Annotated in this window: 16 protein-coding genes; 1 reads left to right on the top strand and 15 read right to left on the bottom strand. The window is 38.5% G+C overall.

Annotation, left to right across the window (positions count from 1 at the left end):
* Positions 1-160: 160 nt before the first annotated feature.
* From J4N46_RS11450 to J4N46_RS11500, 11 genes are all read right to left on the bottom strand, one after another.
* Positions 161-1,225: a nucleoid-associated protein gene (locus tag J4N46_RS11450; RefSeq protein ID WP_208059408.1), complete on the bottom strand. Its 1,065-nt coding sequence runs from the start codon at positions 1,223-1,225 to the stop codon at positions 161-163.
* Positions 1,226-1,238: 13 nt separating this feature from the next.
* On the bottom strand, positions 1,239-1,748 hold the full coding sequence (locus tag J4N46_RS11455) for an IS1096 element passenger TnpR family protein (protein WP_009415561.1): 510 nt from the start codon (positions 1,746-1,748) through the stop codon (positions 1,239-1,241).
* Between the two features lie 17 nt (positions 1,749-1,765).
* The gene (locus J4N46_RS11460; protein WP_317194301.1) at positions 1,766-3,400 is read right to left on the bottom strand and encodes an AMP-binding protein; all 1,635 of its coding nucleotides are present in this window, start codon (positions 3,398-3,400) and stop codon (positions 1,766-1,768) included.
* A 12-nt stretch (positions 3,401-3,412) separates the two neighbouring features.
* Positions 3,413-4,087, bottom strand: coding sequence for a tRNA (guanosine(37)-N1)-methyltransferase TrmD (gene trmD, locus J4N46_RS11465; protein WP_208059410.1), 675 nt, complete (start codon positions 4,085-4,087; stop codon positions 3,413-3,415).
* 2 nt (positions 4,088-4,089) lie between these two features.
* Entirely contained in the window at positions 4,090-4,770 is a 681-nt protein-coding gene (locus J4N46_RS11470) for a hypothetical protein (protein WP_208059411.1), read from the bottom strand.
* A 14-nt stretch (positions 4,771-4,784) separates the two neighbouring features.
* Positions 4,785-5,390 (bottom strand): thioredoxin family protein, encoded by a 606-nt coding sequence (locus tag J4N46_RS11475; protein WP_208059412.1) that lies wholly within the window; start codon positions 5,388-5,390, stop codon positions 4,785-4,787.
* 38 nt (positions 5,391-5,428) lie between these two features.
* Positions 5,429-6,661, bottom strand: a complete 1,233-nt coding sequence (clpX, locus tag J4N46_RS11480; protein WP_208059413.1) for an ATP-dependent Clp protease ATP-binding subunit ClpX — start codon at positions 6,659-6,661, stop codon at positions 5,429-5,431.
* A complete protein-coding gene (gene clpP, locus J4N46_RS11485; protein WP_009415555.1) occupies positions 6,661-7,320 on the bottom strand; it encodes an ATP-dependent Clp endopeptidase proteolytic subunit ClpP in 660 nt (219 codons plus the stop codon). Before clpP ends, clpX begins: the two co-directional genes overlap by 1 nt.
* Positions 7,321-7,431: 111 nt before the next feature.
* A complete protein-coding gene (tig, locus tag J4N46_RS11490) occupies positions 7,432-8,760 on the bottom strand; it encodes a trigger factor (protein ID WP_208059414.1) in 1,329 nt (442 codons plus the stop codon).
* 375 nt (positions 8,761-9,135) lie between these two features.
* A complete protein-coding gene (locus J4N46_RS11495; RefSeq protein WP_208059415.1) occupies positions 9,136-9,762 on the bottom strand; it encodes a trimeric intracellular cation channel family protein in 627 nt (208 codons plus the stop codon).
* 18 nt (positions 9,763-9,780) lie between these two features.
* Positions 9,781-10,440: a hypothetical protein gene (locus J4N46_RS11500; protein ID WP_208059416.1), complete on the bottom strand. Its 660-nt coding sequence runs from the start codon at positions 10,438-10,440 to the stop codon at positions 9,781-9,783.
* Positions 10,441-10,554: 114 nt separating this feature from the next.
* Here J4N46_RS11500 and J4N46_RS11505 point away from each other — a divergent pair, with 114 nt between their 5' ends.
* Positions 10,555-11,136 carry an energy transducer TonB gene (locus J4N46_RS11505; RefSeq protein WP_208059417.1) on the top strand — a complete coding sequence of 194 codons (582 nt, stop codon included), beginning with the start codon at positions 10,555-10,557 and terminating at the stop codon, positions 11,134-11,136.
* Here J4N46_RS11505 and mtaB read toward each other — a convergent pair.
* The 4 genes from mtaB to J4N46_RS11525 all read right to left on the bottom strand — a co-directional run bounded on the left by mtaB (position 11,123) and on the right by J4N46_RS11525 (position 21,830).
* Positions 11,123-12,445, bottom strand: a complete 1,323-nt coding sequence (gene mtaB, locus J4N46_RS11510; RefSeq protein WP_208059418.1) for a tRNA (N(6)-L-threonylcarbamoyladenosine(37)-C(2))-methylthiotransferase MtaB — start codon at positions 12,443-12,445, stop codon at positions 11,123-11,125. The genes J4N46_RS11505 and mtaB overlap by 14 nt on opposite strands.
* A gap of 47 nt (positions 12,446-12,492) precedes the next feature.
* Positions 12,493-12,852 carry a hypothetical protein gene (locus J4N46_RS11515; protein ID WP_208059419.1) on the bottom strand — a complete coding sequence of 120 codons (360 nt, stop codon included), beginning with the start codon at positions 12,850-12,852 and terminating at the stop codon, positions 12,493-12,495.
* 117 nt (positions 12,853-12,969) lie between these two features.
* A complete protein-coding gene (locus J4N46_RS11520; protein WP_208059420.1) occupies positions 12,970-19,233 on the bottom strand; it encodes a gliding motility-associated C-terminal domain-containing protein in 6,264 nt (2,087 codons plus the stop codon).
* A gap of 782 nt (positions 19,234-20,015) precedes the next feature.
* Positions 20,016-21,830, bottom strand: coding sequence for a DUF349 domain-containing protein (locus J4N46_RS11525; protein WP_208059421.1), 1,815 nt, complete (start codon positions 21,828-21,830; stop codon positions 20,016-20,018).
* Positions 21,831-21,851 lie beyond the last annotated feature (21 nt).

Raw genomic sequence — 21,851 nt, forward strand, 5'->3', positions numbered from 1 at the left:
TAGGAGCCACAAAGATACAAAATTTGTGGTAAAACACCAAATAATAAGAGGCTATCCGATAAAAGATAGCCTCTTTTTTATTCATTACTGATAATCAGCCTTTTAAAACTTTTCGGACAGGCTCTTTTTTATTTTAATAGCATTTTGTATGCAATTTAATTTAATCTGAGGCTTTTTGTTCTTTATTGAAATAAAGTAGATAATAATACATTTGCTTTTCTTCGTCCCAACCTTTTTCTATAAACTTATCTGCGGACTGAGGGTTGATAAAGTCCATACGTATTTGTATATGTGTATCTAAATCAATCACATTCTTTATCTTCTTGCGTACATCTGTAACAGCTTTGTTGGCGATTGGGAAAGTAGATACATCTTCTATTTGGTATTTAGGTCCTTTTTCTTCCTTATAATGCTTAAATTCGGGAATGAGCTCAGGGTTCTCAAATACTTCATTTACAAATGCTGTTTCTTCAAAATCATCATTCTTAGCAAAGTAATTAATAGCTCTATTCATAAAAAGCACCTCTTCCTTCTTGTCCTCTGCTGGTAAGATCACATCTTTTGCAAAATCCTGACTGAATTTTAGGTACTTTTTAGTATAAAAATTCTCGTCTATAAGGGCATCTACATTCAGGAAGTTTTCAAGCCAATATTTGGTGTCGTAACGATTGCTATCTATTGACAATATCTTGTAACCGTCTTCTTTATTGACATTGAAAATGATACAACCTTTATCCAATCGTTGTAGGTTTACCCCCTCCTGAATAAGTATCTCTAACTGACTATCTTGCTCTTCAAACTGCAAAAAGCTATTCTTTACTTCCGATTTAAAAATTCCTACAGCTTTTACCTTTTCATTATCTAAGTAAGTGTCGTGCAAGAGTGCTACATACACCTCACCGTTCTTGATATGTGGGTGATTAGATTGATTGTACAAATGTTTGGCTATTTTTTGTGATTGCTCGTGAATAGTACTTTCATCATCAAAAATAGCTGTAACCAATTGATAAAGCTCATTAAACTCTACATCGGCTTCGTGCACAAAGTGAAAATAATTTTGTTCTTTTTCACGAAAAGGCTTGAAAAAGTACTCTTTCAACAAACCTATAATTTCATCATTCAAAGCATAGGGCTGTGCAGAGAGGAACAAAGGCTCGCCCTTGCTCTGGTTACCCACCCTATGCACTGATAAGGTTTCTATATTTGTAGTATATAAATTCAGCATATTATTTTAGGCATTAATAGTATTCTTCAGAAAAGCCTTCATAGTAGTCTTCTTCATCTACATCAAAATCATTGAACTCGTCTTCAAATTCATTAAAATCATCAGCTACAAAGTTCTTTTCGGGAGCTTCAGCAGGTATGCTCCCCACTGTATTGAGCACCATTGGGTAGGAAGCTCCAGCTTGCTCATCATCAATCTCTACTAAATTCACAAAGAACGTCCACATTTGCATAAAGTCGTAAATGTAAAGGAGCTTGGGGTTGTCTTCACTTACTACCTCATCAATAGTAGTTTCCTCCATTAGGCGTGTTTCGCCACTTTCTGAAACATCAAAGAGGGTAATTTCCTCGCCTTGATTCCAATCATCATCAGTAAGGTAAAAAGAAGCCATTTCCTCACCTGTAAAGCCGAATGATTGGTTGATAACGTTATGAAAATCTTCTAATGTAGCGTCTTCCTGAATGATAATATCTCTAAATACATCTTCTTTTACATCAAGAATAACTCTGAATTTGTATACCATAATATGATTGATTGTTATTAGTTTTCGTCTTCTTCTTGTAAACCAAGTTCTTTGGTAGATATTTCACGCATTTCTACTTTACGTATTTTGCCTGAAATAGTCATTGGGAACTCTTGTACAAATTTCCAATAGCGAGGCACTTTGTAATGTGCAATACGCCCTTTGCAGAAGTTATGTAATTCTTCTTCGGTGAGGGTAACGCCTTCTTTAGGTTTTATCCACGCCATTACCTCTTCGCCAAACTTCTTGCTTGGTACGCCTATTACTTGGGCATCCATAACGCCCTCATAGGTATATAAAAAGTCTTCTATTTCTTTAGGAGAGATATTTTCACCTCCACGAATAATAAGGTCTTTAATACGCCCTGAAATATGCACATAGCCATCATCGTCCATCATAGCGAGGTCACCAGAGTGCATCCAGCGTTGCTCATCTATTACCTGAGCGGTAGCTTGTGGGCTATTCCAATACTTTAGCATTACCGAGTAGCCACGCGTACAAAGCTCGCCGTTCTCGCCTCGCTTTACAATAGCTTTGGTTTCGGGGTTGATAATCTTGATTTCTAAATGGTCGTGAATAGTGCCTACAGAGTGGATTTGTTTTTCAAAAGGAGCTCCTATCTTTGTTTGTGTAGATACGGGTGAGGTTTCGGTCATTCCGTAGCATATAGTAATTTCGTGCATATTCATCTGCTCTTTCACCCGCTTCATAATCTCTGGTGGGCAAAGTGCTCCTGCCATTACCCCTGTGCGCAAGCTGGATAAATCATAAGGGTGCCTATCGAGCACATAAAGTTCTGAAATAAACATAGTTGGAACGCCATAAAGGGAAGTACAACGCTCTTTTTCAACCGCTTCCAAAGTACGCGTAGCATCAAAGCTATCATTGGGGATTACCATTGTAGCTCCGTGAGAGGTGCAGCACAAATTGCCTATCACCATACCAAAACAATGATAAAAAGGCACGGGAATACAAACGCGGTCTTTTTCGGTATAATTCATACGAATGCCGATAAAGTAAGCATTATTAAGTATATTATGGTGCGATAAGGTTACTCCTTTAGGATTACCCGTAGTACCTGAAGTATATTGGATATTTACGGGGTCGTCAAATTGTACTTTGTCTTCGTACTCTTTGAGTTTTTCATCGGATATTTTTTTGCCTTTCTCTAAAAAGCGTTGCCATTCTTCTCCCCAAAAAACTTCTTTGCGCAAGCTTTCTGTAAATTCGCGAGCATCGTCTATCATTTTCCTATAATCACTGCTTTTAAACTTTTCAGCAGCAAACATATAGGCTATTCCTGACTGGTTGATAACGTAAATAAGCTCACTGGTGCGATAGGCGGGGTTGATATTTACCATTACCACGCCTATTTTGGCAGTAGCAAACTGCAGCAGTGTCCATTCACTACAATTAGGAGACCAAATACCTACGCGATCTCCACTTTTTACGCCTAAAGCTATTAATCCTTTGGCAACAGCGGTTACTTGTTCGTAAAATTCGGCATAGGTAGCTCTATAGTTTTGATGAGAAACTATAAGCGCTTCCTTATTAGGGTATTTGGCTACCGTTTTGCGCAAGTTTTCATCTATAGTTTCACCCAACAAGGGTATATTAGAAGCCCCATTGGTATAAGCTAATTTTTTCATTATCAAAAAGGTTTTTTATTTAAGTAAATCAGGACGTTTAGCAAGGGTGTGTTTATATGCCATTTCTTCACGCCATTGTTCAATCTTGGGAGTGTTGCCACTAAGAAGTACTTCGGGAACTTCCCAGCCTTTATAATTGGCAGGACGAGTGTAAATGGGGGGTGCTAAGAGATTATCCTGAAAGGAATCGGTAAGTGCTGAGGTTTCATCGGAAAGGACACCTGGTATAAGGCGTACAATAGCATCGCAGAGTACGGCTGCCCCTAATTCGCCTCCTGAGAGCACATAATCGCCTATAGAGATTTCTTTAGTGATAAAATGGTCGCGTACACGCTGGTCTACCCCCTTGAAATGCCCACATAAAATGATTAGGTTCTCCTTTAATGACAAGGAGTTTGCCATTTTTTGGTGTAGTGTTTCGCCATCGGGGGTGAGGTATATCACCTCATCGTAATTGCGTTGCGCTTTAAGAGCACTGATGCATTTATCAATGGGCTCAATCATCATTACCATTCCTGCTCCACCGCCAAACTGGTAGTCATCTACTTGTTTATAGGCATTATTGGCATAGTCGTGTAGGTTATGAAAATGCACCTCTGCTAATCCTTTATCAATAGCACGCTTCATTATAGAAAAGGAGAAAGGGCTCTCCATTAGTTCGGGTGCTACTGAAATAATATCAATGCGCATTATTAACGGTGTTTATTAATCTCGTCTTGCAATTGTCGGCGTACTTTTTGTTCGCGCTCAATAGCAGCTTTTCTATAATTTTCATATTCTTGTTGTAATTCGCCTAATTCATTGATAGAATTTTTGGTAATTACGTTGCTATTGGTGTATTTATAGATATAAAAGGCTAATAATCCTGCTAATATAAGCACAATAACCCACATAATGGTACTATAAACCCCTTTAGAGAGCAATACACCGAAGAAATTAACGCTATCATTTTGGTCTTTTGTTTGGTCGAGGGTAGTTTGTAGCTCGGTGATTTTATCATTTAGTTCTTTTATATTCTGAAGATGGGTAGCTACAGCTTGTTTTTGGGTACTGAGCTGTCCTCTAATTGCATTGATAGTATCAGCCATACTGCGTTGAAAGGTAGCTAATTTGGCTCTATCTAGCATCTTAAAGTTTTGCCAAGCTCCTGATTTATCTACAAGCTGCTGAAATACACCTTCTAAGGTAGTTGGCTTCATTTCTTCTTGTGCGGCTACTACTCCCATAGGGGCATTTTGCGTACGCTGATTGCGTTGATAGTATTCTTGTTGTGCTGATTGTGCAGATTGTGAGTGCCTTGTGGCTGTAGAATCTTGTGCAACTGCAGTATGCAATGCCAAAATACTCAATGATATTATTATTATTTTTTTCATTTTACGAGTTGTTTTTATAAGTCAAGTGTTGGGAGTGTTTGCATCACATTGATAAAATCATCAACAATAGTGAGTCCTTTATCTTGATTGTACCATTTTTGTAAATCCTCTTTAAATTCGGGGGTTAGTGAGCCGTGAGCTGCTTTAAAATCATCTACCATTTTTTTGGCTGCGGAGGGTCGTGAGCCCCAATAAGCCAATACGTTATCCTGTAAATCTAAAAAGATAACAATAGGGATAGCTTTTCCTCCGTTGGTAAGAAAGAGGTTCATCAGTTCCTCATTTTCGTCTCTAAATACTATTTTCATAGTAAGCTTGGGGTTAAGCTCTGTTATCTTATGCACTACAGGCAAAATCTGTGCTGCATCGGCGCACCAGCTTTCTGTAATAACAAGCAGACAAAGGCTATGAGGGTAGTTTTTGAAAAATGCCGCTTTATCTTCAGGAATAACAATCGTTTTGTCCAATCGCTTGTAACGTTTCTGATTTAGTGCAGTATAATGTATGCGATCCTCAGTTTGTTCTGTACCACTACTCTTCCCCTCTGCTTCATATTTATCAATAAGATGACGATAGGTTTCATACGAAACAGATTTCAATAAGCTATCTCTAATTATCATTGTTTTTTTGGTTTTATAGTTTTAAAGTTATGACTTTTTTACGATGCTATTTGCAATGCCGATTTATTGAGTTTATCCTCGGCATATTCTTTAGTAACAGTAAGGTTTTTTACACCAGTATTGGGTAGCTCGAACATTGCATCGGTGAGGATATTCTCACAGAGGGAACGCAAGCCACGAGCACCGAGCTTGTATTCTAAGGCTTTATCAACTATGAAGTCGAGAGCTCCTTCAGTAATCTCGAAGTGGATACCGTCCATTTCAAACAGTTTTTTGTACTGTTTGATAATAGCGTTTTTAGGCTCGGTGAGTATCATTCTCAGTGTTTGCTTATCAAGAGGGTTCATATAGGTAAGCACTGGCAGACGCCCAATAATTTCGGGTATTAAGCCAAAATCTTTGAGGTCTTTAGGAATGATATACTGCACTAAGTTTTTACGGTCTATCTGTGTATTTTTAGATGAGTTGTAACCTACAGCTTGCATATTCAAGCGTTTAGAGATAACGCGTTCTATACCATCAAAAGCACCACCTGCTATAAAGAGAATATGCTCGGTATTGACTTCTATGTACTTTTGGTCGGGGTGTTTTCTACCGCCTTTAGGGGGTACATTTACCACCGAGCCTTCTAAGAGCTTTAAGAGTGCTTGTTGCACGCCTTCGCCTGAAACATCGCGGGTAATAGAAGGGTTATCACTCTTGCGAGCTATTTTATCAATTTCATCAATAAATACGATACCACGTTCGGCTTTAGCCACATCATAGTCGGCAGCTTGTAGAAGGCGTGATAAGATACTTTCTACATCTTCGCCCACATAGCCTGCTTCGGTAAGCACAGTAGCATCGACAATTGCGATAGGCACGTTGAGCATTTTGGCAATAGTGCGAGCTACTAAGGTTTTGCCTGTACCTGTTTCGCCTACCATTATCACATTGCTCTTTTGTATTTCAACCTCATCGTCTATATTGGGTTGATTTAGGCGTTTGTAGTGGTTATACACCGCTACAGAGAGTATTTTTTTAGTAAAATCTTGCCCAATGACGTATTGGTCGAGGAAATGTTTAATTTCCTGTGGTGTTTTTAAGGTAAGCTCACCAAGAGTGGCTTTGCTATCTTTTGTTTTTTTGTTGCTGAGTGCTTCGCCGATGATGATATTGCACTGATCTACACAATAATTGCATATATTACCAGCCATACCTCTTATAAGTAGTTCGGTTTCAGCTTCAGCACGCCCACAGAATGAGCAGTAGTCTTCTTGTTTTTTAGCCATTATTTTCGTTCTAATACTTCGTCAATCATACCATAGTCTTTAGCCTCGCGTGCTATCATCCAATAGTCGCGTTCGGAGTCTTTATAGACTTTAGTGAAAGGCTGTTTTGTGTGTTTGGCAATGATTTCGTAAAGTTCATTTTTAATTTTTAACATCTCTTTCAAGTTGATTTCCATATCGCTGGCAACTCCTTGTGCACCCCCCGATGGTTGGTGTATCATCACGCGTGAGTGAGGCAGTGCTGAACGCTTTCCTTGCGCGCCTGCACACAATAAAACTGCCGACATAGAGGCTGCCATACCTGTACAGATAGTAGCTACATCGGGTTTGATGAATTGCATAGTGTCGTAGATACCTAATCCTGCATATACACTACCGCCGGGTGAATTGATATAAATTTGAATATCCTTACCGCTATCTACGCTTTCAAGGAAGAGTAATTGAGCGGTGATGATGTTGGCTACTTGGTCATTTACATCGGTGCCGAGGAAGATGATTCTATCCATCATCAGGCGAGAGAAAACGTCCATTTGGGCTACATTTAGCTGGCGTTCTTCCATAATATATGGAGTCATACTTGCGATAATTTTATCGTAGTATAGACTATTGATACCGCGCTCTTTGGTAGCATATTTTTTAAATTCGTCTGTTAAGTTCATTTTTTATATTGTTAGGTATGTTAGTACGCAAAGTCCAAAATTGTCAAAAAAGTAGTTATCATACTTTATTTTGACAATTTTGGACTGGTTATTTGTAGTCTTTATAGGGTTTTATTCGGGAAATGCTAATTTCACGAACTCGTCAAAAGTTACTTTTTTGGTATTGATATTGACGTTTTGTTTATAGAAATCTATCAATTTTTGGAATACTACTTGTTGCTGGATACGTTGTACTTCGTTACGGTCTTTTAGTAACTTAGCTACGATGTCATTCACATAGTCTTCGTCTTGGGCATTGAAGCCGTATTGTATCAATTGTGCTTTCACGTAATTAGCAGCGAAGTTTTTCAAATCGTCAGGAGTGGGTTGCAATCCGTTATCGTTGAGTATTTTTTCTTCGATAAGCTGGTAGCGTAAGCCTTTTTCTGAACGCTCATATTCTTCATTAGCCTCTTGTTCGGTAAGCTCTTTTTCACCTGAAGTGCGCAACCATTTTCTCAAAAACTGAGATGGGAGCTCGAATTTAGTATTATCTACTAAATAATCGGTTACGGTGTTCAAAAAGTGCTGGTCGGCTTGTTCTGTATATTGGTGTTGTGCTCCTTCTTTAATTTTTTCGCGCAATTGAGCTTCCTCGGTAACGCTACCGTCAGGGAATAGCTTGCTGAACAATTCGGCATCTAAAGCAGCAGGTTCACGCTCATTGATTTCTTCTAAGGTGAAAGTAACTTCGATGTCTAAATGATGTGCTTCATCGTGAGATACTTTTAGGTAGTGCATTAGGCTATGTGCATCAGCAAACAGACCTTTGGTTTGCAATGAATATTGGTCGCCTATTTTTTTGCCTATGAACAGCTTGCGGGCATCATCAGAAAGAGCTGATAGAGGGAATGTAGCTTGTGTATCAATACCTTTTTCTTCGTTGAAGAATGTTCCGCTTACTTCTACTCCGTCTTTATCGGCTACTTCTCCTTTGGCTACGAGTTTGCCAAATTGTTTTTGTATATTAGCAATTTGGTTGTCGATAACTTTATCATCTACAGTAATTTCGTAGTAATCTAAGGGGGTTGCAGGTTTAAGATTTACTTCAATAGTAGGTGCTAAACCTATTTCGAAATCAAAAGAGAAGTCATCGGCATCTAAATTGATGTCTTGTTTTTCTTTGGGTAGTGGATTGGCTAAAATATTGAGTTTTTCGTCTGCCAAATATTTATATAAAGCATCTTGAAGAACTTTATTGATTTCGTCAAACTTGATAGCTTTACCATATTGGCGTTTAATCATACTTGCGGGTACGTGTCCTTTTCTAAAACCTGGTACGTTGGCGGTTTTTCTGTAATTGGCAATGGTTTCCTCTACTTGAGTGTTGTAATCTGCTTTCTCTACATTGATTGTGATAACGGCATTCAAATCATCGATTTGAGTTTTTGATATATTCATTTCTTTAAATATTTATCTAACTAAACTTTTCAGCTTGCAAAGGTACAACAAAATATTTAAATATGCAATAGTTTTAAAAAATATTTATAATTGTGGTACCCTATCTAACTACACTAACTCGGTGCGAGCCGTACAGGCTTCACATACTCAGCTGCGCCAGCTCGGTGCGAGCCGCACGGGCTTTTATCCTTCGGTGCGAGCCGCACGGGCTTTTATCCTTCGGTGCGAGCCGCACAGGCTTTTATCCTTCGCTTATCCTTCGCTTATCCTTCGCTTATCCTTCGCTTATCCTTCGCTTATCCTTCGCTCAACCTTCGGTGAGGTACACAATTAGATTAGTTATTCAAAGGAAAGTATTAATTTTTTGATTAAAGGTTAGAATTTGGGGAGTTCCCAATGGTATTTTAGGGAGAGTAGGCGTACAGCGATAACTACTACTATAGTGATGAATATCACGAGGTTATGTGGCATAAAGCTATTGATAAGAAAATAAACGGTTCCGCCAGCAATGCAGGCTGTGGCGTAGATTTCTTTGTGGAAGAGTGCAGGGAGCTTGTTGGCAAGGATGTCGCGAATTACGCCGCCAAAGCTGCCTGTCATTGTGCCTAAAATAATGGCAATGGTGGGCGAAAGTTCGTATCTGAGGGCTTTTTCTATACCTATAATCGTAAAAACGCCTAAACCTATTGCATCAAATAGCAACAGCCATCTGCCCCATTGGTCTGCCATCTTATTTTTAAAAAGTAGTGTGATGACTACACTTACTATAATCATCACGATATAAATGTGGTCGCGCATCCAAAAGACGGGTATGTAGCCTATGAGTACATCGCGGAGTGTTCCTCCGCCTACGCCTGTAACAAAGGCTAAGATGAGCATTCCAAACACGTCCATACGGCGCTCCATTGCTATGAGTACGCCCGAAACGCCAAATACGGCTGTACCAATAATATCCCAAAGATAAATTTGGTCTATTTGCGAGAAAAATGTTATTATATTCAATTTGTGTAATGTATTAGTTTATTGCCAAATTTGTGTGAGTAGCCAAGTGTCGTTGTGAGGGGCGAAAAGAAGTGTAAATCCTTCTTCTGTATTTTTACAACATACGCTATCGGGGTAATAAGTAAAAGTATAAGTTTGCAACTCGTTGATATTCTTTGTAATAAGCTCTTGCTCTTCTTGCAGAATCAGGCTACCATCGGGGGTAGTGGTGAGCGTGGTGAGCTGGTCGGCTAAATGCTGTTGCCTAAAGAGCATATTAGCGGTAAATTGCTTGAAGAAGGTGGGGAAGTTTTTTTGTTGTTGGGCTTGCTGGGCTTGTTGCTGTTGGTAGGTAGTATAGGGAATGAGTTCTTTTGCTGGAGTGTTTATGAATATCTCGTTGCAATTGTTCTTGGCTACCAAATAGGTAGCTATTGGTAACTGGGTGTAGGATAGATTGTAACGCAGCTTAATGCGATAGTAGGTATTTTTGAGGACTACTATAGTGTCTTGGGTGTATTGTATGCGCTCTTTACCTGATAGGGCTTTGGATTGTTCTATTTTGGCTTGTACTTCGGGGAGCGCCCAAACGCTTTGCTGGGCGGTAGTTATATTGCATTCTTTTTTAAGAAGACTACTGGCATTTTCGCAGGAAAGAAGCATACTTGTTACGAGGATAAGAATGGCGTATTTTGTCATTTTTGGGTTCAAAAAATGGGCTATTGAATTTTGAGGGCAAAAGTAAAAATATTTTTTAATTTATGGGCTAAAAGTTGTTTTATTTTTCTATATTTGCGGCAAATTTTTTCTCTTATGGATGCTTATTCGCCTAAACAACCTCAACAATCGCAAAAAACGTTTATTGCTATTGGCTTAGTTGTATTTGCTGCTGTTGCTTTGCTGCTTTTCTTTAGTCGTGAAACGGCTGAGGAGGAGACATTGCCTGCGACTACTTATGATCATAGTCCTATTTTGGCTGCTGAAGAGCCTGATGACGAGGTGGGGGTAGTTACTAATGCGCCAAATGAAGATGGACAACAGGTGCCTGAAGATAGTGTACTGCAACCTGACTTATACCCTTATTTTCCTAATGGAAAATGTAGGGGCGAGACTGATATACATTGTTTTAAGAAGGAATTAGATAGGTTTATAGCTGATAATCTTTTTTATCCTGAAGAGGCTATTGAGCGGAATGAGCAGGGAAGGGTAATGATTACTTTTCAGATAGATGCTGATGGAGATGTGCAGATACTGAAGGCAGATGGTAGGTACCAAAGTTTGCTAGAAGAAGGGGTACGCATCATTGAGAAGTTACCCCGTCTTCAGCCTGCTTATAAAGACGGTAAATTTGTAGCTTATACTGTGAGGTATCCTATAAATTTTAAGCTGGAATAAACTCAAAGCGCACCATCCCGTCTGCATCTATTTTGGTAAGGCGTACTTTGTGGAGTGTATTGACTAAGGCGGGATCCCAAGGGGCTTTTACCTTGACGTAATTCTCGGTAAAGCCGTGTATATAGCCTTGCTTGTTGTCGCTTTCAAAAAGTACGGTTTTTTCTTTGCCTAACTGGCTTTCGTAAAAGGCATTGCGTTTTTTTGCCGATAGCCCTCGCAACATTTTGCTACGTTTGGCACGCACGGCATCAGGTACTACCCCGTCCATCAGTACGGCTTCGGTATTATCTCGCTCGGAATAGGTGAATACGTGCAGGTAGGATATATCTAACTCATTGAGGAAATGGTAGGTTTCTAAGAAGTGTTCATCGGTTTCACCGGGGAAGCCTACAATGACATCTACACCGATACAGGCATCGGGCATTACTTCGCGTATTTTGGCTACTCTGCTAACATATAATTCTCGCAAATAGCGGCGTTTCATCTTCTTGAGTATATCATTGCTGCCGCTTTGTAATGGGATATGAAAATGAGGCACAAAGGCTTTGGATTGTGCTATAAAATCAATGGTTTCGTCTTTAATTAGGTTAGGTTCTATAGAAGAGATGCGCAAGCGTTCTATCCCTTCTACCTTATCAAGTGCTTGCACCAACTCTAAAAAGGTGTGCTCGTGCTTTTTATTGCCAAATTCCCCTTTGCCGTAATCGCCTATGTTTACGCCTGTAAGTACGATTTCTTTAATACCTTTATCAGAAATTTTTTTGGCATTGGCAAGTATGTTCTCAATAGTATCACTGCGCGAAATACCGCGTGCCATTGGGATAGTGCAATAGGTGCACTTATAATCGCAGCCGTCTTGCACTTTGAGGAAAGCTCGAGTACGGTCGCCTATGGAATAGCTACCCACATAGAAGTCGGTTTCGGCTATCTCGCAAGAATGGACGATACCTTCGTTGTTTTTAGTAAGGTCGTCTATATATTGAGTTATATTGAATTTTTCTTTAGCACCTAGTACTAAATCTACACCATCTACAGAGGCGAGTTCTTCGGGCTTGAGCTGGGCATAGCAACCTACGGCAGCCAAAAAGGCTTTAGGGTTTGTTTTCAGTGCCTTGCGTACTATTTGTTTGAATTGTTTATCGGCATTTTCGGTTACCGAGCAAGTATTGATAACGTATATATCGGCAGGGTCTTCAAAATCAACACGGGTATAACCATCTTCTTCAAAGCTACGTGCTATAGTAGAAGTTTCGGCGAAGTTGAGTTTGCAGCCTAAGGTGTAGAATGCTACTTTTTTTTTGTTTATCATTTTTTTAGTGATTAGTAGTTATAAAAATATTGGGTAGATAGGTGTTATTAGTTTTCAAAAAAGTCTCTTTCAACAAAGTATTGTACAATAGCTTTTTTCATCAGTATGGTTTGTTCACCTGGTTTTAGAGCTGGGAGTTCTTGTACTAATTCATAGTGAGGCCAGCCATCGGGGTCTGTAAATTGATATTGATAATAACCAAAGGGTTCTAACAGCTTACAAATGGCGATGTGCATCAGGTCTACTTTTTCGTCTTTCTCATATTTACGCCCTAATTGCCCTAATTCTTGTATGCCTATCAGGTATATGATAGCATCTACATCAAGGGTTTCTCCTTCGGTAAACATATGCGAAAGGCGTTCTACTATTTCGTTCCAACGCTCTCTTAGCAAGGTGTAATCTTCCATAATTCTTATTTTAGGGCGCAAAGGTATTAAAAAATAATGAATTAGGAGTAACTATATAAAAAAACACTGCTAAAGAAAAGTGGCTTTAGCAGTGCTTTTTAGTTCTAAAACTATTTATTAATATCTTCCTTTTAGGTATAAATAGCCTCTTTCGTCTGTTTCTCTACCGCGCTTATCGGTATATTTGAGGATATAGAAGTAAGTGCCTGAAGGTAATAATTGTGCGCCTTCGGTATTGCTTATTCCTCTAAAAGAGCGGTGGCTGTTGTCATAATTCTGTTGTTCAAAGACTACTTTACCCTGACCGTTGAATATATAAACTTTATTGCTTGGGTAACATTCTATATTTTTTATATAGAAAAAGTCGTTAGCATCATCATTGTTAGCCGAAACAGCATTGAATATCTCTATTTTACAAGGTACTTCGTTCTCGCATTCATTGCGGATACTAAATACAGTTTCTTTTGATGAACAATCATCGGGAGTACGAACTGCTACGGCATATACCAATTCTGGCTGTGCTCCTAAGATGACCCCTGCATCGGTTACAGATAACAATGGATCGGTAAACACATAGCGGTAAGCAGGATTATAGTTGGTAATATAAGCTGCTCCTTCACTATCACAAGTGCGTGCCACTATAGCCACTCTTGGCTGATATGAACGCTCTGGTATAATAAGAACTGCATCAGAAGTAGATTGGCATACTCCGTTGCTTGCTGTTACTGTTACGCTAAAGGTATGAGTAACACTATTTTCAGGGAAGACAAGAATACCTGTATCTTTGGTTACCCCTCCAAAAGGATGAACGGTGTAAGTAAACTCCTTATTGTAATTCTTCACGAAAGCAATTGTACCCATATTACAATTTTCTTTGGCTACACTCAAGACTGGTTTCTCAAATTCTGATGTTGAGGGTTGTAGTCTAAAGTTTTCGGAAGTTGCAGCACAACCATTATGGAAAGCTCGTACTCTATAATATGTATTGGTAGGAGGTGCCATAACTCTACCATCAGGGGTGATTGTTCCTGTTGGCAATACTTCATATTCGTAATCGGGGTTGAAGTTAGTAATACGAGCAAAGCCCACAGCTCCACAGCCTCCTGGTATAAGGAGTATTTCGGGTTGTTCTACTCCATTAAGCTTAGGCTGTATAGTAAAGCCTTCAGAGGTAGCACTACATCCTTTGTAATGAGCTGTTACGTAGGTAAATATATTCTTACTTGCCTTGATACTTCCGTTAGCATCTACACTACCATTAGGGAATACGGTATACTGATAGATAGGATTGTAGTTGGCTACATAAGCACTCCCTTCCTCACCACAAATAGCTGCTTGGGTTATAACTACGGGTTTTTCTGAAATTACTTTGGCAGCTTGTATGCTAAACTCTCTCGAAATTAGTTGACAACCTGCTGCATTAGTAACTGATACCCTATATACACCTTCACCTACTGAAATAACTGCATTATCTAATACTGTGCTTTTATTACCTTCTAAAAGAGTATAAGTAAAGTTACTATCATAGTTTGTAATCTTGGCACTACCAGCCTCGCCACAAGTTGCTGGCGTAGTAACTATCGCAGGTGCTTTTGGCATTGCTTCTTCAGCCTCAATAGTGAAAGCGGTACTTACCTTGCACGAACCATTATTAACACTTAGCACATAATTACCTGCACCTGCTATAATTGTTCCGTCATAATGTACTCGCCCGCTAGGGGTAAGTACGTATTTATCAGTATAACGGCGGTCGTAATTAGCTATATAAGCCTTGCCTATTTCGCCACAAGTAGCCGAAGTAGTTACTACGATAGGAGTCGCAGGAATTTCATTCGCTCTTTGAACAACAAACAGCTCTGACGACTTTTTACAATAACCATTACTTACCACTACATTGTAACTACCACCTGCTGTAACCGAAATAACTCCGTTAGCAAGTACCACATTACCTTCTCTTTTTGGCAAAACAGTATAAGATAATTGAGGATCGTAATTACTGATACGAGCACTACCCGCTACGCCACAATCAGCGGCTGTAACTATCACTGTTGGTTGTGCTGGGATAGTTCGTTCTGCTTCAATCTCAAAGCTTACTGCTGTAGCTTCACAAGTACCATTGCTCACCTTGAGTTGGTATTTACCTGCTGTAGCCGAGATAACACCTCCTGCTGTAATAGTAGCTTCAGGAGTAAAACTATAAGTGTAATCTCCTCTATAGTTACGTATCACTGCACTTCCTTTTGTACCACAAGAAGCATTGTAAACAGTTATCTTTGGCTGAGCAGGAGCTTCTTTTTGAGGATTGATAACAAAAATTGATGAATTAGCACTACAACCATTATTATTCGTAGCTATAACAATATACCTTCCCACTGTAGCCGAGATAACACCACCTTGTAATATTTCCCCTGCCGGACTTAATTTATATTGCAAAGCAGGGTCGTAATTACTTATACGTACTAATGAAGGGGCTGCACAAGTAGCCGCTACTTCTTCTTCTATGGTAGGTACTGCAGGAGGCAATAACTGTGCTTTTATCTCAAAAGGATCACTTTGCGAAGTACAGCTACCATTGCTCACTATAAGCACATAGTTATTAGCAGTTGCTGAAATCACTCCGTTACTAAGTATCTCATTACCTGCAATAGCTGGTGAAAGTTCGTAATTTAAGCTATTATCGTAATTCTTTATCAATACGTCGGTTACACCACCACAAGTAGCAGGTAAAACTCTCAATTCAGGTTTTGCAGGCAATACTTTTTCTTTGCCTATATGAAACTCACTTGTAGTAACTGCACAGTCGCCATTGCTAACTTCCAACTGATAGGTTCCTTCAGTAGCTTCTATATGTAATGAGTTGATTGATTTTCTAACTCCTGATTTTGAAATAAGTGTATAGCTAAAGTTCTTATCATAATCACGGATGCGTATATCATTCGCTATACCACAACCGGCTTCTGTTATAAAATCTATTTTAGGCAAGGCTGGTATCTTCTTAGCCTCTTCTATCACAAAGGTTGTAGAAGTAGCCACACAGCCATTGGTATTGCGTACTACTACTTGGTAAGTACCCGCAGTCATTGATAAGTCCGCAGTATTAATAGCACTGCTCTTAACTGCTGCTCCTGTAGCTGATAGAGCCACGAATTGATAACGCAAATTGCTGTTGTAGTTATCTATATAAGCTTTGCCTTGAGCTCCACAACTTGCAGGAGTTGTACGTACTACAGGTGCTACAACGCCCTCTTTAGCAGACTCCACTACAAACTGAACCTCTTCACTATCGCAACTGCCATTGTTTACTAACAAAGTATATTTCCCAGCTTCATTAATTTCAGCACTAGTAAGCTTTTCTGTAACTGTTCCGTTATACAATTTATATATAAGATTATGGTCGTAGCCCTTAATAATAGCCTTACCCGATACACCACAAGCAGGTGCATCTACCCATACATCAGGTTTTTGAGGTATCTTTTTAGCCTCTTCTATCACAAAGGTTGTAGAAGTAGCCACACAGCCATTAGCATTGCGAACTACTACTTGGTAAGTACCCGCAGTCATTGATAAGTTCGCAGTATTAATAGCACTGCTCTTAACTGCTGCTCCTGTAGCTGATAGTGCTACCAACTGATAAGTCAATTTTTCGTTATAGTTATCTATACGAGCCTTACCTATCTCGCCACAAGTAGCCGAAGTTGTAGTTACTTTAGGTGCTGTAACATTTTCTTTAGCTGCTGCTACTGTAAAATGAACCTCTTCACTATCGCAACTGCCATTGTTTACTAACAAAGTATATTTCCCAGCTTCATTAATTTCAGCACTAGTAAGCTTTTCTGTAACTGTTCCGTTATACAATTTATATGTAAGATTACGATCGTAGTTCTTGATGATAGCCTTACCCGATACACCACAAGCAGGTGCATCTACCCATACATCAGGTTTTTGAGGTATCTTTTTAGCCTCTTCTATCACAAAGGTTGTAGAAGTAGCCACACAGCCATTAGCTTTGCGAACCTCTACCTTATAACTGCCCGCAGCTACTGCTATAGCTGCTCCATTAATATCACTACTCTTAACTACTGCCCCTGTAGCTGATAGAGCTACCAATCGATAACGCAAATTGCTGTCATAGCCCTCTATATAAGCCTTACCTATCTCGCCACAAGTAGCCGAAGTAGTACGTACTATAGGTGCTACAGCACCCTCTTTAGCTGCTGCTACTGTAAAATGAACCTCTTCACTATCGCAACTGCCATTGTTTACTAACAAAGTATATTCCCCAGCTTCATCGATTTCAGCACTACCAAGCAATTCTGTACTAGCACCATTATTCAACTTATAAGTAAGATTACGATCGTAGTTCTTGATGATAGCCTTACCACTCACACCACAAGCAGGTGCATCTACCCATACATCAGGTTTTTGAGGTATCTTTTTAGCTTCTCCTATATCAAAGATTGTAGAAGTAGCCACACAGCCATTAGCGTTGCGTACTACTACTTGGTAACGACCTGCATCAGCTGTAAACTCAGCACTATTAAGTTTTCGTAACTCTTTACCATTCAAAAGCAACTGATAAGTCAACTTTCGGTCAAATTGGGTAAGGCGTGCACCTCCTTTTTTACCACATTCTGCTGGCAAAGGCTCTACTATAGGAGCTTCTAATTTTTCTCTACCTTCTATACGGAAACTACTACTATTATCACAACCACTATTATATACTTTCAATTCATAAGAGCCCTCTTGTAATCCCACAAGGTCTTTATTTTTAATGGTATTTATTACTCTATTATCTTTTAGTAACTCATAGCGGTACTTAGATTCATAGTTTTGTATCTCTACCCAACTATTGCTATCACAAGTAGCTGGATGAGGTTTTAAACGAGGACTATCAGGCTTACCGGCACCTCTGTTGTAATGAATTTGAAACAAATTAGATTCTTTCTCACAACTCTTATAGCTCACTACAAGTTTAAAATCTCCTTCTTGATTTATATGTATTCTACCGCTATAAGATTCTATCAAAGTTCCCGTATAAGGTACTTCTTTTCCTTCGTGGTTGTACACTTTATAAGTAGCTCCTCTTTCTTTAATTTTATCATAATCAGCATAATTTGAGAGCATAGCACGCATACCACCTCCACTACAAGCATCTCCATAAGGTATTGTTTCTACATAAGGTGTAGGTATTTCATTACAATCACGTTCATAGTCCTTATAAAATTCATAAGCCCCTATATCTATTGTTCCTTCCATAATACGAGGCATATGAGCCAAATCGAAGTCATTATCACTCTTGCTGCGGTATAAACCACCATTACCTGCATTTATCAAACTTCTTTTGGGGCGCAAATAGTATTTATCGTCTTTGCTCAAGCTTACAAATATGCCTGCTGGACTTTCTACCGGTATATTACCATTACCAGAAAGTGCACCATTCACCATACTATATTGTACGTCTATATTCTTAAAGTTCCCATCTACACGTTCCAATAATACTGTATTGTGTATTTTAGGAGAAGCCGAAGGAGCTACCTTCAAATCATTGCCCCCATTATTGTAAAATGTAGCATTGATAAGCTGAGTATTGGCATATTGGTCATTTTCCATTGCCCAAGGAGTCATTACAAGTCCATCAGCTCCATTGTTAGGCTGGTCAATGTTATCATCTACATTATCACCTATAATATCTTCTTTTTTAGGTGTATTATCCGATACCTGCAAATTGATAAAGATAGGAGTAGCACGTTCACGTTCTGTACCTTTTACATAGATAAGTGCCTCACTACCAAATAAATTATCGGTAATAGCACAATTTTCAAAACGAGGAGAACCATTTGCCACATAAATAGCTACCCCTTTTTTACCATTGATAGGAGCGGCATATTTCAAGCGAAACCCGTCAAGAGTCGCTACACCCATAGCTCCTTCCGAGGTAATAAGTCTACCTATGTGAGCAACTCCAGCATTATTCACACGCCCACTTAGTACAGTGGGGTTTGCATACCAATCACGGTCTTTCAATGCTGTTTCATTACCTGCAAAACCACCATAGATTTTCACATTTTTCACCATTGCAAAAGTTGCCTTATCAATAGCAACACCATCACCCACCTTAGGGCTATAGCTGTAGTTTGCACTACCCGCCACCCATATCTGCAAGGGTTCTTTTTCTGTAAATTCTTTTTGGTGTGCTTTAGCAAATTCCAAAGCTGTTGAGAGTTCTGTTAGTGCGTCTTGCCAATTTTCACCATTGTTTGAGCCTTTTGCATCTTTTTTCACATAACAGATGCGTTTAGTTAGTACGTTGTTACTAACAACTGTCTGCGCCGTTCCGACACTTACCAGCATCGCTATAACGGCAGTTAAAATTGCCTTCATTTTTCTATTATTTAAATTCTTCAACTAAGCCATTCCTAGTTCTTATTTCTCCTACCTGCATAATTCCCATTATGTTTAAAATCTCTATTCATTCCTCTTCGCTTACCTCTCATTACCAATGTGCAATAATAACACTCTATATATAAATATAAAAAATCTATCACTTTCCTTTCTTTTTATTATTGTGATAGCAGTGTTTTTTAATCAGTTAGTGAAATAAACCTTTGCAAAGATAGTATATCATATTGAATAATCCTAATTTTTTATCATAAAAATTTCATAAAATCATCTTATTTGTTAATATTTTTAAAATAGTAAAAAAGCAACATTATTGAAAAACAATTATTTAAACTCAAATCTTCTAACAAATAAAATGAGAATTTAAAAGTCTTTTATTAATAATATAAATTGTATTTTGTTAAAATAAAAACTCTTACTATAATAGTTTTTTTTCATCAATCTCAGTTTTCTCATTTTTATATGTAAGAATACCCACAACTTTTTATTGTTATTTTTACAGCACATAATATTCAAAAAAGCATAGTATCCAATTACAAAAAATATACCGAAGAAATTTATTCTATTTTTTAAATTAAAAATTTTATACAGCATTATGAGTATCAAGTAATCAAAAAAATGAGAATACCAATAAAGCTCTTTAATCTTATAATTAGAGAATCTTTCTCTGTGTCAATTTTAGAGCAAACTCCAGCAAACGAGCAATAATAAAAAAAAGAGGCTATAAATTACTATAACCTCTTTTCTTAGTAATATGAAACAAATTAAACACCTTCTTGTTCCTCAGCTGTAGCTTCTGCTTCTTGCGACTTTTGTAAGTTTTTAAGCTCTCGCAACTTGTTTTCCCAAGTTTTAAGATGCTCTTTTTGGTGGTTGATGTTGCGTACCACATCACGTACCAACGGATTCTTCTCATCTATCTTACCAAAATATGCTAAGTTGCGTTCCAGCTGCAGTATTTCAGTTTTAAGCTCATCTATACGGCGTTTCACAAATTGCACTTCTCTATCCAACGAATCTTCATTATCATCATTTATAAGTCGTTCCAATTTGTTGTTGTACTTTATAAGGGCAGCCTCTTGCTTATTGATGTCAAGCTTTTTGTAAAGCGCATCAATCACCTTGTTGAATTTTAGGTCGAGCGTTTTTGTATTGCCTGTTTTATCCAACTGATTCCATTCGTCTTCAAAACGATGAATATCATTTAGGGCTTGTTCTTTATCCTCTACCAAGCGGTATGACTTCAAATTGTCTAAAAACTCTTTCTTTTGTTCAAATACGTTCAGCTCTTTGTTTTTAGAGTGTTTTATAGCCTCGCTATAGTTAGCAAAATAAGCATCACAAGCCTTTTTAAACTCTTTCCAAATTTTCTCAGTATTTCGCAAAGGAACGCTACCAATCTCCTTCCACTCTTTTTGGATATTTTTCATCAGCTCGGTAGTAGCTTCCCAATCAGTACTATTTTGGTGGTTCTTTGCTATCTCTACCAATGCCAACTTTTTAGCAAGGTTTTCTTGTTGTTCCTTTTTCAGCTCTTTATAAAACTGATTTTTCTTTTTGCTAAAAGTGCGTAATGCTACATTAAATGCTTTCCAAACCTCATCAGCTTGTTCCTGTGGCACCTTTCCTGCACTCAAAAAGGCAAAACGAAGCTCTTCTACCTCTTTTGAAAACTGCTTCCAATCGTTATGGTTAGTAGCCTCTTTTGCAATAACAGCTTCAATGCGTGCTATAATATCACGTTTTTTCACTAAGTTTTGAGCGTACATTTCATCTAAGTTTTTGAGGTAGTACTGCCTTCTTTCGCGTATTTGTTTAGTAAGCTCACTGAAACGTTGCCATATAGGCTCACGATGCTCTTTATCTACAGGTCCTATTTCCTCTTTCCAAATGCGATGTAGCGTTTGTAACTCACGAGAAGCATGCAAAGCATCTACCTCATCTTTCACAAGTGCTTCAGCACGTTCTATAAGTTTGAGTTTTTCTTCTAAATTGCGTTTAAAATCAATATCACGCAAATCTTTGCTCAAGTGAATAAAGTCATAAAACTTCTCTACGTGATGATGATAAGTACTCCATAAGTCGTCATAATCAGCCATAGCCACTTGCCCTGCATTGCGCCAGCGTTCTTGTAATTGCTGAAACTGCTTAAATGTACTTCCTATGTGCTCTTCAGTATTAATAAGTTGCTTAATTTCCTCTATTATTTCTTTGCGCTTTTCAAGGTTTTCCTTGTGCACTTTCTCCATTTCCTTATGGTGCTGGTGTCTCTTTTTGCGATAATCGTTATAAAGAGTATAAAATTCCTTATGAATAGGACTCTCATACGAAAATTCGTACTCCTCCCCTCCATCGGCTATATATTCTTCTTTTTTTTCTTCAAGAAGTGCTTCGTATTGTCTATCAAATGCTTCTTTGATAGCCTCTACCGTCTTCTTAATACTTTGTAGTTTATCTGTATGAAGCTTCTCTTTCAAGGTCTTGGTAAGCTCCTCAAGCGACATCGCTTCATAATTCACTGATAAAACATCTTCTACAGCATTTTCGTCTATGGGCAAAATGTTCTTTTCGTCTGTCATAACTAATATTTTAATACTACG

This window comes from Capnocytophaga bilenii (assembly GCF_017565765.1).
Lineage (GTDB): Bacteria > Bacteroidota > Bacteroidia > Flavobacteriales > Flavobacteriaceae > Capnocytophaga > Capnocytophaga bilenii.

What these genes read in the sequence shown, in the direction of transcription:
- J4N46_RS11470 (WP_208059411.1), bottom strand. Translation starts at nt 4,770, where the DNA reads ATGAAAAAAATAATAATAATATCATTGAGTATTTTGGCATTGCATACT.
- J4N46_RS11505 (WP_208059417.1), top strand. Translation starts at nt 10,555, where the DNA reads ATGGATGCTTATTCGCCTAAACAACCTCAACAATCGCAAAAAACGTTT.
- mtaB (WP_208059418.1), bottom strand. Translation starts at nt 12,445, where the DNA reads ATGATAAACAAAAAAAAAGTAGCATTCTACACCTTAGGCTGCAAACTC.
- J4N46_RS11500 (WP_208059416.1), bottom strand. Translation starts at nt 10,440, where the DNA reads ATGACAAAATACGCCATTCTTATCCTCGTAACAAGTATGCTTCTTTCC.
- clpX (WP_208059413.1), bottom strand. Translation starts at nt 6,661, where the DNA reads ATGGCTAAAAAACAAGAAGACTACTGCTCATTCTGTGGGCGTGCTGAA.
- J4N46_RS11520 (WP_208059420.1), bottom strand. Translation starts at nt 19,233, where the DNA reads ATGAAGGCAATTTTAACTGCCGTTATAGCGATGCTGGTAAGTGTCGGA.
- tig (WP_208059414.1), bottom strand. Translation starts at nt 8,760, where the DNA reads ATGAATATATCAAAAACTCAAATCGATGATTTGAATGCCGTTATCACA.
- trmD (WP_208059410.1), bottom strand. Translation starts at nt 4,087, where the DNA reads ATGCGCATTGATATTATTTCAGTAGCACCCGAACTAATGGAGAGCCCT.
- clpP (WP_009415555.1), bottom strand. Translation starts at nt 7,320, where the DNA reads ATGAACTTAACAGACGAATTTAAAAAATATGCTACCAAAGAGCGCGGT.
- J4N46_RS11450 (WP_208059408.1), bottom strand. Translation starts at nt 1,225, where the DNA reads ATGCTGAATTTATATACTACAAATATAGAAACCTTATCAGTGCATAGG.
- J4N46_RS11455 (WP_009415561.1), bottom strand. Translation starts at nt 1,748, where the DNA reads ATGGTATACAAATTCAGAGTTATTCTTGATGTAAAAGAAGATGTATTT.
- J4N46_RS11515 (WP_208059419.1), bottom strand. Translation starts at nt 12,852, where the DNA reads ATGGAAGATTACACCTTGCTAAGAGAGCGTTGGAACGAAATAGTAGAA.
- J4N46_RS11475 (WP_208059412.1), bottom strand. Translation starts at nt 5,390, where the DNA reads ATGATAATTAGAGATAGCTTATTGAAATCTGTTTCGTATGAAACCTAT.
- J4N46_RS11525 (WP_208059421.1), bottom strand. Translation starts at nt 21,830, where the DNA reads ATGACAGACGAAAAGAACATTTTGCCCATAGACGAAAATGCTGTAGAA.